The following is a 16,998-nucleotide window of genomic DNA, read 5'->3' as shown; positions in this document are numbered from 1 at the left end:
CGGGGGTACGTCCCTCAGAGGGACCAGGACCACTCGGCGATCTCCGGGAGATCGGTGCCGTGCTCCCGGATCCAGGCGTGGTGGCGGGTCCTGGCGTCGGCCATCGCCTGCCGGACCCCGGCCGCCCGCACGGCCAGCCCCGGCACCCGGTCGATGACGTCCATCACCAGCCGGAACCGGTCCAGGTCGTTCCGCACCACCATGTCGAACGGTGTGGTGGTGGTGCCGGACTCCTTGTAGCCACGGACGTGGATGTGCGGGTGGGCGCTGCGGCGGTAGGTCAGCCGGTGCACCAGCCACGGGTAGCCGTGGTAGCCGAAGATGATCGGGGTGTCCGGCGGGAGCACCGCGTCGAACTCCGCCTCGGTCATCCCGTGCGGGTGCTCCTCGGCGGGCAGCAGCCGCGCCATGTCCACCACGTTGACCACCCGCAGCGCCAGCTCCGACAGGTGACGGCGGATCAGTTCGGCCGCGGCCAGCACCTCCTGAGTGGGCACGTCGCCGGCGCAGGCCAGCACCGCGTCGGGGGCCCGGTCCCGGCGCTCGCTGCCGGCCCACTCCCAGACGCCGAGCCCGCGGGCGCAGTGCGCCCGGGCCTCGTCCAGGGAGAGCCAGTCGAAGCACGGCTGCTTCCCCGCGACCACCACGTTGACCAGGTCGCGGGAGCGCAGCACGTGCTCGGCGACGCAGAGCAGGGTGTTGCTGTCCGGCGGCAGGTAGACCCGGACCACCTCGGGGCTCTTGTTCAGCACGTGGTCGACGAAGCCGGGGTCCTGGTGCGAGAAGCCGTTGTGGTCCTGCCGCCAGACATGCGAGGTGAGAAGGTAGTTGAGGGAGGCGACCGGGGCCCGCCAGGGCAGCGACCGCGAGGTGCGCAGCCACTTGATGTGCTGGTTGACCATCGAGTCGACGATGTGGACGAAGGCCTCGTAGCAGGAGAAGAGGCCGTGCCGCCCGGTCAGCAGGTAGCCCTCCAGCCAGCCCTGGCAGAGGTGCTCGGAGAGGACCTCCATCACCCGCCCGTCCCGGGACAGGTGCTCGTCGGTGTCGAGTACCGGCAGCTGCCAGGCCTTGCCGGACGCCCGGTAGACGGCGTCGATCCGGTTGGAGGCGGTCTCGTCCGGCCCCACGATCCGGAAGTCCCGGCGATCCGGCCCGGAGGTCTCCTCCATCACGGCGGCCAGCAGCCCGCCGAGCACCCGGGTGGGCTCGTGGATCGACCCGCCGGGCTTGTCCACCGGGACGGCGAACTCCTCCAGCGGGCGCAGCGGCAGCTCGCGCACCAGCAGTCCGCCGTTGGCTCGCGGATTGCTGCCCAGCCGGCGCTCGTCCTGGGGCGTGGCGGCGAGCACCTCGGGCCGCGGCCGGCCCGCCTCGTCGAACAGCTCCTCGGGCCGGTACGAACGCAGCCAGGCCTCCAGTTCGGCGAGGTGCGCCGGGTTCTCCCGGACGCCGTCCAGCGGGACCTGGTGCGCCCGCCAGGTGCCCTCCACCGGAACTCCGTCCACCTCGCGCGGCCCCGTCCAGCCCTTGGGCGTGCGCAGCACGATCACCGGCCAGCGCGGCGGCACCGAGTCGGCCGAGGCACCGTCACCCGAGGCCCGGCCACCCGTAGCTCCCGCCCCGGACCGGGCGGTGCGCTGGATCTCCGCGATCCGGTCGAGGGCGGTGTCCATCGCGGCCGCCATCTTCCGGTGGACGTCGGCCGGTTCGTCGCCGGTCACCGCGAGGGGTTCGAGGCCGTAGCCGGAGAGCATCGCGTCCAGTTGCTCCTCGGGGACCCGGGCCAGCACGGTCGGGTTGGAGATCTTGTAGCCGTTGAGGTGGAGGATCGGCAGCACGGCCCCGTCGTGCACCGGGTCGAGGAAGCGGAAGGCGTTCCAGGAGCCGGCCAGCGGCCCGGTCTCCGCCTCGCCGTCCCCGATCACGCAGGCCACCAGCAGGTCCGGGTGGTCCAGCGCGGCGCCGTGGGCGTGCGCCAGCGAGTAGCCGAGCTCCCCGCCCTCGTGGATGGAGCCGGGGGTCTCCGGGGCGACGTGGCTGGGCACCCCGCCCGGGAAGGAGAACTGCCGGAAGAGCCGGGCCATCCCCTCGGCGTCCCGGGTGACGTCCGGGTAGATGTCGGTGTAGCTGCCGTCCAGCCAGCTGTTGGCGAGGATGGCCGGGCCGCCGTGGCCGGGCCCCCAGACGCAGATCGCGTCCAGGTCGCGGTCCCGGATGACCCGGTCCAGGTGGACGTGGACCAGGTTGAGGCCGGGCGAGGTGCCCCAGTGGCCGAGCAGCCGGGGCTTGATGTGCTCGGGCCGCAGCGGCTCCCGCAGCAGCGGGTTGTCCAGCAGGTAGAGCTGACCTGCGGTCAGGTAGTCGGCGGCGCGCCAGTAGGCGTCGATGCGGGCGAGTTCGTCGTCGTCCAGCGGTCGGACGGAGTCCTGGCGTTTCCTCATGCGATGGTCCCCTCATGGGCGTCGTGGGCCTCGCGCGGCTGCCGGGCCGTGCCAGAGTCTCGCCGGGTTCCCGCCCGCACCGGATGGGCCGAAGGGCCCGCAGGGCGCGCCCGATCGGCCCGCGCTCAGCGTTCCTCCAGCGGCGCGTGCCCGGCCTGGGACTCGACAAGCTCCCGGGCCTCCTCCGGAGTGGAGACCGACGGCGGCGAGCCGGCCAGCGGCTTTCCGGCGGTCTCCCGCATGACGGCCACCGAGACCACGCCGATCAGCGCGAAGAAGACGGTGTAGTACGCCGGCGTCATGTCGTTGCGGGTGCCCTTCACCAGGGCGTCCATCACCAGCGGGGTGGTGCCGCCGAAGACCGAGGCGGAGATGTTGTAGCCGATGGCCAGCCCGCCGTAGCGCACCTTGGTGGGGAAGAGGGCGGGCAGCGCCGCCGACATCGTGCCGAGGAGGCAGACCAGGGAGAGCCCGAGCATCACCATGCCCAGGCAGACCTGCCACAGCGCCCCGGCCTTCAGCAGCAGGAAGGCGGGGACGGTCAGCACCAGGAAGCCGAGCATGCCGGTCATCAGCAGCGGTTTGCGCCCGTAGTGGTCGTTGAGCCGCCCGACCTGGTTGATCACGCAGACCATCAGCGCCATCGTGCCGATCAGCACCAGGGTGCCGTGGGTGGCGGGGTAGTCCAGGGTGTCCGTCAGATAGGTCGGCATATAGGAGAGGAGCATGTAGTCGGTGACGTTGTAGGCGCCGACCAACGCGATGCAGAGCAGCAGCGCCCGCCACTCGTCCCGGAACAGCCGGCGCAGCTCGACCTTCTCCGAGATCTCGATCCGCTCCACCGCCCCGTCCTCCACGGTCGCCGCCGAGGCCTCGGCGGCCTTGGCGAAGGCGGGGGTCTCGTCGAGCTTCATCCGCAGATAGAGGCCGATGGCCCCGACCGGCCCGCCGACCAGGAAGGGGATCCGCCAGCCCCAGCTGAGCATGGCGGAGTCGGAGAGGTTGGTCTGCAGCACGACCACCAGGCCGGCCGCCGCGATGTAGCCGCAGAGGGTGCCGAACTCCAGGTAGCTGCCGTAGTAGCCGCGCTTGCGGTCCGGCGCGTACTCGGCGATGAAGGTGGAGGCGCCGCCGTACTCGCCGCCGGTCGAGAAGCCCTGCACCAGCCGGCAGAGGATGAGGAGCAGCGGCGCGCCGAAGCCGAAGGTCGCATAGGTCGGCAGCAGGCCGACGCAGAAGGTGCCGGCCGCCATCATCAGCATCGTGGTGGCGAGCACCCGCTTGCGTCCGATCCGGTCGCCGAGGGGCCCGAAGAACGCCCCGCCGATCGGGCGGACCAGGAACGAGATCGCGAAGGTGGCCAGCGAGCTCAGCGTCTGCACGGAGGGGCCGGCGCCGGAGTAGAAGACCTTGCCGATGGTGACCGCGAGGTAGGAGTAGATGCCGAAGTCGAACCACTCCATCGCGTTGCCCAGGGCCGCCGCCTTGGTCGCCCGCTTGACGACCCGTTCGTCGGTGACGGTGATGTCGCTGCGGCGCAGCGCCGGGTTGAGCCGGCGGGCGATGGCCCGGAAGAGGAAGCGGTGCCGGGCCAACGCTGCGGGGTCGCCCGGCGGGCGGCCTGGCTCCGGGTGCTCGGGCGCTTCGGGCATCTGGGCGGTCCCTCCTGCAAGGCTCGGATCAACCCACCGTCCGTTGCCCCGGCGGCGGGTGCCAGCCGGGGCCCCCGTTCGGCCGCCGCCGATCGGGTCAGGACCATCCGTTCGGCGGTGTGGACGCCGCCGACGGGGGTGTGCCCCTAACCCTGCCGTGGCCCTGCTCGCACCCGGCCTCGCGCGCCGGGGTCAGTGCAGGGCCGCGGCCAGTCGGCGCCACTCCTCGCGCGGGAAGGACTTCTGCGCGGGGTCTGCGGTGAGCACCTGGAGGCAGACGTGGTCGGCGCCGGCCGCCCGGTGCGCCTCCACCCGGGTGCGCACCGCCTCCTCGTCCCCCCAGACGATCAGCGCGTCGAAGAGCCGGTCGCTGACCTGCCGGAGGTCCTCCTCGGTGAAGCCGAGCCGGACGATGTTCCGGGCGTAGTTCGGCAGTGCCAGGTAGCCGCGCAGCCACTCGGTGCCGATCGACCGCGCCTCCTCGCGGTCCCGGGCGAGGATCGCGGTCTGCTCGGGCAGCACCAGCGCCTCGGGCCCGACGATGTCCCGGGCCCGCCGGGTGTGCTCCGGGGTGACCAGGTAGGGGTGGACCCCGCGGGCCCGCTCGGCGGCCAGGGTCAGCATCCTGGGGCCCAGCGCGGCCAGCACCCGCTCGGTGGCGGGGACCGGCGGCTCGGCCGCGTCCAGTCCGTCCAGGAACTCCCGCATGGCGGAGAGCGGGCGCCGGTAGCGGCCGGGCTCGTCCGCGTCGATCAGCGGTGCGTGGCTGACCCCGATGCCCATCAGGAAGCGCGGCCCGTGGGCGGCGGCCAGTGCGGCATACGCGGAGGCGGCCTGCTGCGGGGTGTGCTTCCACAGGTTCAGGATCCCGGTGGCGACGGTGATCTCCCGAGTGGCGCCGAGCAGCCGGTCGAGCGACTCGGCGACCGGGCCCCCGACATCCGGGATCCACAGCGCGCGGTAGCCGAGTTCCTCGAGCTCGGCGGCGGCCTCGACGACCTCCGCCGGGTCGCCGTACCGCAGCTGGGAGCTCCATACGCCCACGCCGGTGAGATCCATCGGTCCTCCGCCTCTCGGTAGCCGTGCGTCCTGTGCGGGATCTCCCAGCACTCTAGGGCGTGCGCCGAAAGGGGCCCACGGGGCCTATGAGGCCTGGCCCTGCCCGCGGACCTCCAGGTGGTCCAGCAGTTCCGCGGTGGCGGCGGTGATCTGCTCCACCGCTCGCTCGAAGGCCGCGGCGTTGTGGGCGGCGGGCTGCCGGAAACCGGACACCTTGCGCACGTACTGCAGCGCCGCCGCCCGCATGTCGGCCTCGGTGACGGCTTCCGCGTAGGGCGGGCGCAGGGTCTTGATGCTTCGACACATGGTCCGACCGTACCCGGAGAGGCCGGGGCCGCCGGTGGGAAAGCCGGCCTCGGCACGCATGACCGGCCCGGACGGCGGTGACACGCAGGGAGGATCGGGATCCGACAACCACGGGGGAAGATTTGGGACTATCCGGACATGGCTGAGGAAGCTCCCGCGGAGCGTTCGACGGATGTGATCGTCACCGACGAGGCGCTGGTCCGCAGAGCGGTGGGGGCCGCGGCGATCGGGAACGTGACGGAGTGGTACGACTTCGGCGTCTACTCCTATCTGGCGACCACCATCTCCAAGGTGTTCTTCTCCGGCCTCCCGGACGGAATGGCGCAGGTCGCCACGCTGGGCACGTTCGCCGCCTCGTTCCTGGTCCGCCCGATCGGCGGACTGGTCTTCGGGCCGCTCGGCGACCGCCTCGGCCGGACCCAGGTGCTCGCCGTCACCGTCATCACGATGGCCTGTGGCACCTTCGCCCTCGGCCTGATCCCCAGCTATGCGTCGATCGGCATCGCCGCGCCGCTGCTGGTCCTCCTCGCCCGCCTGATCCAGGGCTTCTCCACCGGCGGGGAGTACGGCGGCGCGATGACCTTCATCGCCGAGTACGCCCCGGACCGGCGGCGGGGATTCCTCGGCAGCTGGCTGGAGTTCGGCACGCTGACCGGCTACGCCTTCGGCGCCACCTTCGCCACCGTCCTCACCAGCGCCCTCAGCACCTCCCAACTGGACGGCTGGGGCTGGCGGATCCCCTTCCTGCTGGCGCTGCCGATCGGCGTGATCGGCCTCTTCCTGCGGCTGCGGCTGGAGGAGACGCCGGCCTTCACGGCGAAACTGGAGGCGGCCGAGTCGCACCAGGGGATGCCCGTCGGCAGCGAGTTCAAGATGATCTTCGCCGACCACTGGCGCACCATGCTGGCGGCCGGCGGTCTGGTGATCGCCTGGAACGTCACCAACTACACGCTGACCAGCTATATGCCGACCTATCTCACCTCGACGCTGCCCGACCACGGAAAGAACGGCACCAGCGAGACCACCTCAGAGGTGCTGCAGATCATCGTGCTGCTGGTGCTGATGGTCCTGGTCACCCTGCTCGGCAGGCTGAGCGACCGGGTGGGCCGCCGGCCCGTGCTGATGACCGGCAGTCTCGCTCTGGTCATCCTCGCCCTGCCGTCCGTGCTGCTGGTGCAGCTGGGCGGGCTGCCGGCGACCATGGGCGGTCTGCTGATCATGGGCCTCACCCTGGTCTGCTTCTCCTCGACCTGCCCGTCCACGCTGCCCGCGATGTTCCCCACGGAGATCCGCAACGGCGGACTGACCATCACCTTCAACATCTTCGTCTCCGCCTTCGGCGGGACCACCGCCACCGTGCTGAGCGCGCTGGTGCTGGCCACCGGCGACCTCAACTGGCCGGGGTACTACCTGATCGGCGCGGGGGTGGTGGGCGCGGTGTCGGTCTACTGGCTGCGGGAGACCGCCCGCCGGCCGCTGAAGGGCTCCAAGCCCTCGCTGAGCAGCACCGAGGCGGCCGCCGCCGCGGCGCCGGCCGGCTAGCGGGCGCGCCTCGCTCCGAGTTCCGAACGCCCGGTCGAGCGACCCGGAGAGCGGGCACCCCGCCACCCGGGTCCTGCCGGGCGGCGGGGCCGCCGCCCGGGTCCAGGTCACGGGGGCGGGAGGCGGCTCGGGTCAGGGTGCGGAGAAGAGCGCGGCCGGCCTCTGCCGGCCCGAGCCCTCCTCCTCGGCCCGCTCGTGGCGCTCGTCGGGCTCCCTCGCCTCGGCGCCTTCGGCCTCGGGCCCCTCCTCGGAATCCTCCTCGGACCCCGCATCGTGCCGGGGCTGCGGCTCGCTCGCGGCTTCGGTTCCGGAGTCGGTCCCGGGATCCGGGTCGGAATCGGCATCGGGGCCGGTCGGCTCCGAGCCGTCGCCCGGCCCCGCCGACCGCTCCGCCCCGTCGCCCTCGTCCGCCCCGTCGAGGGTCGGGAGGTTGCTGGTGGCGATGTGGTTGGTGAGCCCGCGGCGGCTGGTGAACGAGATCTCGTTGTCCAGGCAGCGCTGGTGCATCCGGCAGGGCACGGTGAGGATGTGGTCCGGGTCCTGCCAGTGGATCTGCGTGTAGTGGAGGCCGTGGACCATGTCCGCGTGGCTGGACCGGCCGGCGTAGTTGATCCGCATCGAGCCGGTCCCGCTGTGCGGGTGCTCCAGCGGGCAGATCAGGCTCGGCTGGTCGGGATCGCGGACGCGGCCGCCCCGGCGGGTCAGTACCTCCGGGTTGCTGCGCGGCTTGCTGGGCGCTGCCTCGGTGGCGAGCCGGTGCTCTGCCAGGCCCGGGGGCAGGGCGCCCGGGGCGCTGCCCGGGTCGACGGACCTGCGCGCGCCGGCGGACTTTCGGCGGCCTCGGCCGTCCGACTCCTCGATGCGCTGGCCGCGCTCGCGGTAGAGCTCCTCCAGGGGCTCCAGAGCGAGGTGGCAGCGCTCGCAGAGGTCGACGCGGCGGGGCTGCCCGTCGAGGGCGAGGGTGTGCGAGTGGCTTGCTGCGACGTGCTCCAGTCCGAGCAGATCGCACCAGTCGCACCAGAGGGTGATGGTGACGTCTTGTGCCATGGGTCAGCGGGTCCTGCGGGAACGCGTACGGGTATTGCTCTGGCCACCGCGGGCAGCGCCGCGGCCGGTCTTGCGGGGCGTGGTGGCCTCCAGGTTCTGCTCGATACTGGCCAGCCGGAGGACGCCCTTGTCGTCGCTGCTGATCCGGCCGGACCCCTTGGGCATCTGGTAACCCTCCGGGTATTCGTAGTGGGTGTTGACGATACGCCCATACGAGTCCAGGACCTGGATCCGCCTGGCCTTGCAACGGCAGACCAGGGTGCGGTCGTAGCCGCCGTCGCCGCGCCGGGTGGCGGTGTGCGGGCGCCAGTTGTGGCCGAAGTCACGGCACTGCAACTGCTGGTGGGAGAGTCCGGAGGCGTAATCCCGTACGGAATCGGTGTCCGCGAAGTGTGTCGCGGACAGCATCGTCCTGCCGGACCGTGTGGAGCTCACAGGTGTCATAGACAGTGACCCTACGAGCAGTGGGGGCGCGCCGCTCGGCAGGCATGCCCGAAAAGGGGTGGTGCGCGGTGCTCCGGGCGCTCCGGAGCCAGGGGCCGAATGCATGAGAACCTGTCCATCGATAGAGTGATGCTATCGCACGGTAGGGTGTCCGTATGCAGCTGCAGCAGCTCTCCTACTTCCTCGCGGTGGCGGAGACCAGGCACTTCACCCGGGCCGCGCAGGCGATGCACGTGGCCCAGCCCTCGCTGTCGCAGCAGATCCGGGCGCTGGAGAAGGAGCTGGGCGCAGAGCTGTTCCACCGTGCCCGCGGCAACATCACCCTCACCGACGCCGGCAACGCACTGCTGCCGCTGGCCCGCCGGATGACCGCGGACGCCGAGCGGGCCCGGGCCGAGGTCCAGGAGGTCGCCGGGGTCCGCAGCGGGCGGGTCAGGCTGGGGGCCACTCCCAGCCTCTGCACCGGACTCCTGCCCCAGGTGCTGCGGGCCTACCACCGGCGCCACCCCGGGATCGCCCTCCACATCCAGGAGGGCGGCTCCCGCGACCTGGTCGGCGAGCTGGCCTCCGGCGGCCTCGACCTGGCGCTGCTGATCCTCCCCCTGCAGAGCCACGACCCGGCACTGGACACCACCGAACTGCTCACCGAGGAGCTGGTGGTGGCCTCCGCCCCGCACACCCCGCCGCCGGTGGAGAAGCCGTACCTGGACATCCAGGACCTCCGCCGGCATCCGCTGGTGATGTTCCGGCACGGCTACGACCTGCGGGAGTTCACCATGGCGGCCTGCCGCGCGGAGGGCTTCGAGCCGAGCTTCGCGGTCGAGGGCGGCGAGATGGACGCGGTGCTGGGGATGGTCGAGGCGGGGCTCGGCCTCGCGGTGCTGCCCAGCATGGTCGTGCCCACCCACCGGCCGCTGCGGACCACCCGCTTCCGGCCGCCGGGCCTGCGGCGGACCATCGGGCTGGCGCACCGCAAGGACGTCGCCCCGCCGGCCGCCGCACGGGAGCTGCGCTCGGTGCTGATGGAGTACCTGGAGAACGCGGACCGGGCGGGCACCCTGCCACCGGGGACCAGCCGGGCCTGACGGGCGCCCGCCGGCCTCGGCCACCCCGCCGCCTGGGCGATCCCGCCGTCTCGGAGGCCGGCCGGAAGCGGTCAGCCGCCGGCGGCCTCGGCGCGCCGGTACAGGGCCTGGACGTCCGAGCCGAAGTACGCGCTGTACGAGACGCTGTCGGTGTCGCCGCCCTCCTGGTAGCCGCCGATCACGCCGATCACCGTGCCGGTGTGGGTGGCCGGGTCCACCGCGGTCACCCACGGGCTGCCGCTGGTCCCGCCGGGGAAGCCGGTGCAGGCGATCCGGGTCTGCGTACTGCTCTGCCGACTCGTCCGGTTCACACAGGTCACCGGGGCGTCGGCGGAGGAGGGGTAGCCGGTGATCCGCACCCGGTGGTCGAAACCGGTGTCGATGCCGAGCCTGTTGCCGCCCAGCACGTCCTCGATGTTCCGGCCGTCGTTCTTCCGCAGCACCAGGAAGGCGACGTCCAGGTCCGGATCGGAGGAGTCGGCCCAGCGCGGGTCCACGATCAGCGAGGCGACCTGCCACTGGCCGTTGGGCTCCTGCCCGGAGCGGTAGCCGGGGACGAAGACGACATCGCTCTTGAACCCCTGGCCCTTCCCGCCGTGGATGCAGTGCGCCGCGGTGATCACCAGGTTCCGCCCCGCGCTGTCCACCACGCTCCCGCTGCAGAAGTGGTCGCCGGAGGAGTCGTGGTCGAAGATCGCGCCGATCCGCAGATTGCCCTGGGTCGGGCGGGCGTTGTGCCCGACGCCGGGCCTGTGGGCGGCCCGGGCCCGCTCCAGCCGGCCCGGGGACCAGGTCTGCGCCTGGGAGGGGGACGCGGCGACGGCCGTCCCCGAGATCCCTGAGGAGGCACCGCTGCTGGAAGGGGTGGAGGAGCAGGCGGCAGGGGCGAGCAGCGCGGCGGTCCAGACGAGGACGGCCGGCAGGCCCCGTACCGCTCGGGACCGCCGTCGTACGCGGGCTTCCGGAGACATCAGGCGTCGGCCTTCCGCAGGGCTGGGACCTACTGAGTGATGGTGGCTCCGGCGCGCCGGGCCCGCTAGCCGACCGCGTCCGGGCGGGACCTTCGTGCCGGCATCCGGCCCCGGCGGCCCGGGCAGGTTCGCCGAGGTCGGGGTCCACCAGGGCGGCGGCTGGGACGTGGCACCGCCGCCGAGGCCGCAGCGGACCCCGCGTGAGAAGATCGCCGGAGCGCTCTACGCGCTGCTGGTGCTCGTGGGGTTGACCGCCTCGGTGGTCCTCGGCAGTGGCGCGCTGAGTTCGGGGAAGGCATAGCGGCGGGCCGTCGGCGGACCGGCCGCCGGGGGACGCGAGCCGGGGAGGGCGGACAGCATGGGGGCGGCGGTTGCCGGGGACTCCGAGGAGAGGGCGCCGGCGCGGGATCTCCGGCTTCAGCGGGCCCGGCGCTCGGTCGCGGTGGTGTTCGCCGTCCACGGCGCGGTCACCGGAAGCTTCGCCACCCGGATTCCCTGGATCCAGGGCCATCTCGGGCTGAGCACCGGGCAGTTGGGGCTGGCCCTGGCCGCCCCCGCGGTCGGCGCCTCCCTGGCGATGCCCCTGGCCAGCCGGATCGTCCACCGCTACGGGGAGCGCACCGCCGTCGGCGGGCTGCTCGTCCTGTGGTGCCTGGCCCTGGCGCTGCCCTCCCTCTCCCCCGACCTGCCGGTGCTCTGCGCCGCGCTGCTGGTCTACGGCGCGACGGCGGGGATGGCGGACGTGGCGATGAACGCCCAGGGGGTGGGCGTCGAGCAGCGGCTCGGGCGCTCGATCATGTCCGGGCTGCACGGGATGTGGAGCGTGGGCGGCCTGGTCGCCTCCCTGATCGGCGCGCTGGCCGCCCATTACGGAGTGGACGCGCGGGTGCACCACGCCGTGATGGCACTGCTGCTGGCCGGGATAGGCCTGTTCGCCGCCCGGGGCCTGCTGGACGTCCGACCGGAGCCGGGCGAGGCGGCGCCGCCGAGGTTCGCGCTGCCGCCGCGCTCGGCGCTGGCGATCGGCCTGGTGGGCTTCTGCGCGGTCTTCGCCGAGGGGGCGGGCTCGGACTGGAGCGGGGTGTACCTCCGAGACGTGGCCGGGGCGTCGGCGGGCGTGGCCGCGTCCGCGTACACGGCGTTCGCCTGCACGATGGCCGCCAGCCGGCTCGCCGGGGACCTGCTGGTCCGGCGGCTGGGAGCGGTGCGGACGGTGCGCTGGATGGGCGTCGCCTCGGTACTCGGCGGACTGCTGGTGGCACTGGGGCGGGGGCAGATTCCGGCCATCGCCGGCTTCGCCCTGATCGGCGTGGGGATCGCGGTCGTGGTGCCGCTGGCCTTCGCGGCGGCGGGCAAGAGCGGCCCCAATCCGAGCCAGGCCATCGCCGGCATCGCCACCATCAGCTACACCTCGGGGCTGGTCGCCCCCGCCGTGATCGGCGCCATCGCGCAGGCCACCTCCCTTCCCGTCTCCTTCGGCCTGGTGACCCTCCTCCTGCTGATCGGCCTCGTCGGCTGTGCGGGCGCGCTGCGAGCGGCCGACGCCCGCCGCGACTGAAACCGGCCAGGGGGCAGGGCGCAGGAGGTCGGGGCTCCGGCCTCGGGGATCAGGAGTCGGGAGTCAACAGGAACCGGTGGAGGGGGTCGGACTCGGTGAGGAGCATGGTGACCCGGTGGGCGAAGCGCTGGAAGCTGCGTTCCTGATCGTGGGTCAGCACCACGTCCGGTGAGTCCGCCGGGCGGGACTCCGGGTCGAGGGCGCGGGAGAGCTGCCGGGTGTCGTGGTCGGGCGGGAGGTCCAGCACGGCGAGGAGGCGGGCCAGCGCGCCCATCCGCGCCCGCGGCCGGGACAGCCGCGTCACCGGATGCCGCGGCGGGCCCTCGTCGAGGAGACCTGCGGAGAGCGAGAGCAGCAGACCGCGGAGGGCCTCCAGGTCCGCGGCGGCCAGCGCGGCCAGGCGCAGGCCGGCGTGCTCCCAGCGGCCGTTGGGGGCGAAGACCCGGGGATGGCCGGAGGTCGCGGCGGCGACCGGCGGGGCGGACCTGCCGCCCGCCGCGGCGGCCGTCGATGCCTCGCGGGCGTCGATCGGAACGTCCAGGGCGGCGCGCAGCCTGCGCAGCGCGGCGTCGGCCGATCGCACCTCCGCGTCGGCCGAGGTCTCGGTGAGCGGTGCGAGGAGCTCGGCCGTCACCGCCTCGAAGAGCTCGTCGACCTCGTCGTCGACCAGGACCACGGCCCGGAGGTGTGCCGGGGACTCGACGCCGGGCGCGGCGGCGGGCACGACCTCGCGCCCGGGCCCGGGCCCGGAGGCGGTCGTGCTCCCGGCCCCGTCCTCGCCGGCGGGCCGCGCGGCCGGCGCGGGGACGTCCGGACGCGGCGGCGGGCCGGTGGGCAGTTCGAGGGGGTCGATGGGCAGGCCGCGCGCACCGGCGAAGGTGCGGAGCGCCGCCCAGGTGTCCCTGTCGTACCGGGAGACGTCGAACCGCGCGTCGTGGAAGAGCACCAGCAGGCGGGAGCCCTGCCAGAAGTGGGCGCAGCAGGGCCCGGGTTTGAGATGCCGGCCGATCAGGTCGACCTGCTCCGGATCGGCGCTCACCCAGTACCGGTGACGCAGCCCCTCCGGCGCCGTCTCGATCCGGGCGTCGGTGACCCGCAGCCGGTTGACGAGGGTGGGGTCGCTGAGCGCCTCGCTGACGACGATTCCGTTCCACTGGCCTGTCCATCGCACGATCCCACGCTAGCCGGGACCTCTGACAACGGGCTCCCGGCGGGTCCCTCACACCGCCTCCACCCTCACCCTAAAGTTCAGCTTTAGGCGCCCTGCCCGGATGCGCATATTCGGTCGCTCATCGGGGAATGCGGCTGCTGCCGGTCCACTCGTTCGAGCGGCGATCGGAGCGACGGCCTTCCCTGCCCCCAGGGAGTGAAGTCACACACCGTCGAGTGAAGTGGCCGGAAAGGAGTGGTGCCGGAGAAACCTGACAGGCCATCATGTCCGGCATGGTGGCGGCGGTCGGCGAACCCCGCGCGAGCGAGGTGGGGAAGCCGGCCCCTTTCGGGCTCGAAACGACTTGGGACCAGGGCCACTTGCTGAATAGCCATCAGAATTCGTACACGGTTTCGAACTTGCGCTCGATTGGCTGGCTTAACGCATCCTCAAATGTCACACCCGAGGAACAATCGGCGCGGCGGGCGTCCCCTGACAGGCGCCGGACGGGTGATCAATGCGATACTCGGACAGTTCCCGGAACGGTCTCGACCAGGCCCACCCCGCGGAACGTCCGGCAATCACGGGGAGGCAGGACATGGGAGCAGCACTGCGCGACGAGTACCGCGGATGGCTTGCGCCTACGGGCGGCTATGCGGCAGCCGAGTACACCTCGGGCGGATACGCATATGCCGAGGAGGGCGAGGAGTTCCAGGACGCCTGGACAACTCAGCCGGTATTGCGTGCGGCCCCCGAGCCGCCGGCCGAGGCCCAGCCCACCCGGATCGCCTCGGTGCGGCCGACCGGCTTCGAATCGGCCCGGCAGGTGGGCGAATTCGTCCGCAGCGGCACCCCGGTGCTGATGGACGTCTCGGAGATGGCCGACGCGGACGCCAAGCGGCTCGTCGACTTCGCCTCCGGTCTGATCTTCGGCACCCGGGGCAGCATCGAGCGGGTCGCCCGGCGGGTCTTCCTGCTGGCCCCCCGTGACGTCGAGGTCGTGGTGATCGACGGCCCGACGGACGACACCGGGTTCTACAACCAGAGCTGATCGGCCCGCGCCCGCATCGCCGGATCGCCGGAGCAGCGGCGGCGGCGGTTGTGCGGGGCGCGCCGACGCCCGCGGCCGACGAGGAGACGGTCGCGGGCTTTCGTGCGTTCGGGCCCGGGGGGACGCACGGACAGAGCCGGCCGGTCAGAGCCGGCGGGTCGGAGCCGGCGGGTCAGAGCCACCCGGAGATGCGGGCCCGCAAGGAGGCCGGATCCAGGCCGTGGGCCTCGATGTGCTCCTCCATCGTTCCGTAGCGGCGCAGTTCCGCCCTCGGCACGCCCAGTCCGAGCAGCCGGTGCGGCCGGTCGGCGAGCGCCTCGGCGGCGAACGGCACCGAGGTGCCGGCCAGATACGGCTCGACCAGGACCACGTCGGCCACGCCCGCGCCGGCCGTCCCCGCCCGCAGCGCGGCGCCGTCGAACGGGCGGACGGTGGCCGCGTAGAGGACCGTCACGTCCAGGTTGTCAGTGGCGGCGAGTACGTTGTCCAGCATCGGGCCCACGGCGAGGACCACCGTGCCGCTCTCGGCGGTGCCCTGCCGGACGGTCAGGAAACGACCGGGGGCGACCGGCTGGGCGGTGGAGTTGGTCTGGGCCGAGAGCCGGAGGTAGACCAGCCCCTCCCCCGCCGCCGCATGCCGCAGCAGCAGCTCGGCCTCGTCGGGGTGGCCGGGGACGTGGACGGTCCAGTCGGGCAGGGTGTCCAGCAGGGCCACGTCGCCGGGTGACATGTGGGTGCGGCCGCCCGCCGGCCAGTCGTACGAGCCGAGGGCGCTGACCAGTACGGCGCCGAGGCCCTGGTGGTTGAGGTCGAGCTTGATCTGCTCGAAGGGGCGCTCGACGAGAAAGGAGCCGAAGGTGTGGGCGAGGGGCCGCATGCCGGCCAGGGCGAGTCCCGAGGTGACGCCGACCAGCAGTTGCTCCCTGATGCCGACGTTGACGACGCGGTCGGGGTGGGCGCGGGCGGACCGGGCGAAGCGATCGGCGCCGATGTCCGCCAGCACGACCGCGATCCGCGGGTCCTCGTCCAGGAGTTCGGCGGCTACGCGGTAGAAGCGGGACCGGGCGTCCTCATCCGCGGCCGCGGGGCGGGCGGCTGTGGGGCGGGCGGCTGTGGGGCGGACGGTGGCGGGCTGAACGGTGCTCGTGGTCATGGCGAGGGGCTCCTTGCGCTTCCGGTCTGCGGTGGGTTCGGGCTCTTCGACTCGTGAGGTCTTGAGGTCTTGAGGTCTTCAGTCCTTGGGTTCGACGACCGCGATGACGGCGTGCGGGCTGCCAGGGCGGCCTCCCCGGTACGCGCGCAGCAGCGCCCCGTGGTCGCGGCCGTAGACCGTCTCGGCGGTCCAGCCGGCCGCGCGGAAGCGGGACTCGATGCCGCCGGGCCAGCCGTGGGTGGCCGACTGGTTGTCGATCACCACGGCGCGGAGCTCCTCGACGCCCGCCGCTCCGGCGAAGGCGATGGCCTCGTGGTTGCTGCCCTCGTCGAGCTCGGCGTCGCCGATCAGTACCCAGACCGCCGGCCGGCTGCCGTCCGGGCGGATCCGCTGCCGGGCGCGGAGACCGAGCGCGGTGCCGACGGCGATCGGCAGTCCGTGCCCGAGCGAGCCGCTGCCGATCTCCACTCCCGGCACCAGGAGCCGGTCGGGGTGGTGGCCGAGCGGTGAGTCGTAGCCGCCGAAGCCGGGCAGCACCGCGGGGTCAAGGAAGCCCTTGGCGGCGAGGACCGCGTAGTAGGCCATCGGGCCGTGTCCCTTGGAGAGGAGGAAGCGGTCCCGGTCGGGGTGGTCCGCGGTCTGGGGTGAGACCCGCAGCACCCGGTCGTAGAGCACCCAGAGGGCGTCGAGGGTGGAGGTGGCGGCGGCGGTGTGCTTCTCGTCGCCGGTCATCAGGGACATCAGTCGGGTGAGGTCGGCGTAGCCGAGGGCGTCCGACTGAGCCTGGTCGCTTGCCTCTGCAACAGTCATAGGATGAGCCTGCAACCTCAAGCCCACTTGAAGTCAAGAAGCCCGGGGAGACGCGGTGACCGCACTTCAGGACTGGTTGAGCATCGGCGAGCTCTCCGCCCGCAGCGGGCTGGCGCCGTCCGCGCTGCGCTACTACGAGGAGCTCGGACTGATCCATCCCGAGCGCACGGCCGGTGGTCAACGCCGCTATCAGCGGGCCGAGTTGAGGCGAGTGGCGTTCGTCCGGGCGGCGCAGCGGGTGGGGCTCTCGCTGGAGGAGGCGCGCGAGGCGCTGGAGCGGCTGCCGGAGCGCCGGCCGCCGACGGCCGGCGAGTGGGACCGGGTGGCCCGGGCCTGGCAGTCGAGGATCGACCAGCAGATCGGTGAACTCCGGCGACTGCGGGACCAGTTGAGCAGCTGCATCGGCTGCGGATGCCTGTCGCTGCGGAAATGCCGGATCTACAACCCGGGCGACGCGGCCGCCGAGCACGGGGCGGGCGCCCGCTATCTCCTGGGCGACACGCCGTCGGCACCGTCGGAGCGGCCGTCGGTAGGGCCGTCGGAAGGCCGGAAGACCAGATTGGGCGATCTGGAGTAGACGCTCCGCAGGTGGTGGATTAAGGGCGTTTCACGTGAATCGTCCGTATCCGCCGCTACCGGTGCCGGACAGCCAACCTCTCTCCGTGCCCGGACTCTTGACACTCCGTCACCAAATAACGACGATAACCCATCGGATGATTCTCGTCT

16 protein-coding genes are annotated in these 16,998 nt (G+C 72.7%); 6 read left to right on the top strand and 10 right to left on the bottom strand.

Annotated elements, in window-relative coordinates; translation table 11 throughout:
- Positions 1-14 precede the first annotated feature (14 nt).
- From BS73_RS02845 to BS73_RS02830, 4 genes are all read right to left on the bottom strand, one after another.
- A complete protein-coding gene (locus BS73_RS02845; RefSeq protein ID WP_037568912.1) occupies positions 15-2,444 on the bottom strand; it encodes a phosphoketolase family protein in 2,430 nt (809 codons plus the stop codon).
- Between the two features lie 125 nt (positions 2,445-2,569).
- Positions 2,570-4,096: an MFS transporter gene (locus BS73_RS02840; RefSeq protein ID WP_037568910.1), complete on the bottom strand. Its 1,527-nt coding sequence runs from the start codon at positions 4,094-4,096 to the stop codon at positions 2,570-2,572.
- Between the two features lie 192 nt (positions 4,097-4,288).
- On the bottom strand, positions 4,289-5,155 hold the full coding sequence (locus BS73_RS02835; RefSeq protein ID WP_037568909.1) for an LLM class F420-dependent oxidoreductase: 867 nt from the start codon (positions 5,153-5,155) through the stop codon (positions 4,289-4,291).
- Positions 5,156-5,239: 84 nt separating this feature from the next.
- Positions 5,240-5,461 carry a DUF2277 domain-containing protein gene (locus BS73_RS02830; RefSeq protein WP_037569613.1) on the bottom strand — a complete coding sequence of 74 codons (222 nt, stop codon included), beginning with the start codon at positions 5,459-5,461 and terminating at the stop codon, positions 5,240-5,242.
- Positions 5,462-5,599: 138 nt separating this feature from the next.
- On the opposite strand from BS73_RS02830, the gene BS73_RS02825 reads away from it, so the two are divergent.
- The gene (locus BS73_RS02825) at positions 5,600-7,003 is read left to right on the top strand and encodes an MFS transporter (RefSeq protein WP_037568908.1); all 1,404 of its coding nucleotides are present in this window, start codon (positions 5,600-5,602) and stop codon (positions 7,001-7,003) included.
- Between the two features lie 132 nt (positions 7,004-7,135).
- On the opposite strand, the gene BS73_RS02820 is transcribed toward BS73_RS02825, so the two are convergent.
- Together BS73_RS02820 and BS73_RS02815 are read right to left on the bottom strand one after the other, a co-directional pair.
- Positions 7,136-8,050 (bottom strand): hypothetical protein, encoded by a 915-nt coding sequence (locus BS73_RS02820; protein ID WP_037568906.1) that lies wholly within the window; start codon positions 8,048-8,050, stop codon positions 7,136-7,138.
- 3 nt (positions 8,051-8,053) lie between these two features.
- Positions 8,054-8,485 (bottom strand): hypothetical protein, encoded by a 432-nt coding sequence (locus BS73_RS02815; protein WP_152617483.1) that lies wholly within the window; start codon positions 8,483-8,485, stop codon positions 8,054-8,056.
- A gap of 164 nt (positions 8,486-8,649) precedes the next feature.
- Here BS73_RS02815 and BS73_RS02810 point away from each other — a divergent pair, with 164 nt between their 5' ends.
- Positions 8,650-9,579 (top strand): LysR family transcriptional regulator, encoded by a 930-nt coding sequence (locus BS73_RS02810; protein ID WP_037568903.1) that lies wholly within the window; start codon positions 8,650-8,652, stop codon positions 9,577-9,579.
- 71 nt (positions 9,580-9,650) lie between these two features.
- Here BS73_RS02810 and BS73_RS02805 read toward each other — a convergent pair whose 3' ends face one another.
- Entirely contained in the window at positions 9,651-10,550 is a 900-nt protein-coding gene (locus BS73_RS02805) for a trypsin-like serine peptidase (RefSeq protein ID WP_037568901.1), read from the bottom strand.
- Between the two features lie 94 nt (positions 10,551-10,644).
- Here BS73_RS02805 and BS73_RS02800 point away from each other — a divergent pair, with 94 nt between their 5' ends.
- The gene (locus BS73_RS02800; RefSeq protein ID WP_037568900.1) at positions 10,645-10,851 is read left to right on the top strand and encodes a hypothetical protein; all 207 of its coding nucleotides are present in this window, start codon (positions 10,645-10,647) and stop codon (positions 10,849-10,851) included.
- Positions 10,852-10,908: 57 nt separating this feature from the next.
- Positions 10,909-12,108 carry an MFS transporter gene (locus tag BS73_RS02795; RefSeq protein WP_051939182.1) on the top strand — a complete coding sequence of 400 codons (1,200 nt, stop codon included), beginning with the start codon at positions 10,909-10,911 and terminating at the stop codon, positions 12,106-12,108.
- Between the two features lie 49 nt (positions 12,109-12,157).
- Here BS73_RS02795 and BS73_RS02790 read toward each other — a convergent pair whose 3' ends face one another.
- Positions 12,158-13,279: a hypothetical protein gene (locus BS73_RS02790; protein WP_037568898.1), complete on the bottom strand. Its 1,122-nt coding sequence runs from the start codon at positions 13,277-13,279 to the stop codon at positions 12,158-12,160.
- Positions 13,280-13,856: 577 nt separating this feature from the next.
- On the opposite strand from BS73_RS02790, the gene BS73_RS35770 reads away from it, so the two are divergent.
- Positions 13,857-14,309, top strand: a complete 453-nt coding sequence (locus BS73_RS35770) for a cell division protein SepF (RefSeq protein ID WP_161789624.1) — start codon at positions 13,857-13,859, stop codon at positions 14,307-14,309.
- Between the two features lie 172 nt (positions 14,310-14,481).
- Here BS73_RS35770 and BS73_RS02780 read toward each other — a convergent pair whose 3' ends face one another.
- Both BS73_RS02780 and BS73_RS02775 read right to left on the bottom strand, forming a co-directional pair.
- Entirely contained in the window at positions 14,482-15,462 is a 981-nt protein-coding gene (locus tag BS73_RS02780) for a transketolase family protein (RefSeq protein ID WP_084703718.1), read from the bottom strand.
- 78 nt (positions 15,463-15,540) lie between these two features.
- Positions 15,541-16,272, bottom strand: coding sequence for a thiamine pyrophosphate-dependent enzyme (locus BS73_RS02775; RefSeq protein ID WP_037568896.1), 732 nt, complete (start codon positions 16,270-16,272; stop codon positions 15,541-15,543).
- Between the two features lie 55 nt (positions 16,273-16,327).
- Here BS73_RS02775 and soxR point away from each other — a divergent pair, with 55 nt between their 5' ends.
- Entirely contained in the window at positions 16,328-16,849 is a 522-nt protein-coding gene (gene soxR, locus BS73_RS02770; protein WP_051939178.1) for a redox-sensitive transcriptional activator SoxR, read from the top strand.
- Positions 16,850-16,998: the final 149 nt, after the last annotated feature.

It is taken from the genome of Phaeacidiphilus oryzae TH49 (assembly GCF_000744815.1).
GTDB classification, from domain to species: Bacteria; Actinomycetota; Actinomycetes; order Streptomycetales; family Streptomycetaceae; genus Phaeacidiphilus; species Phaeacidiphilus oryzae.
This window is presented reverse-complemented; position numbering and strand designations above follow the sequence as displayed.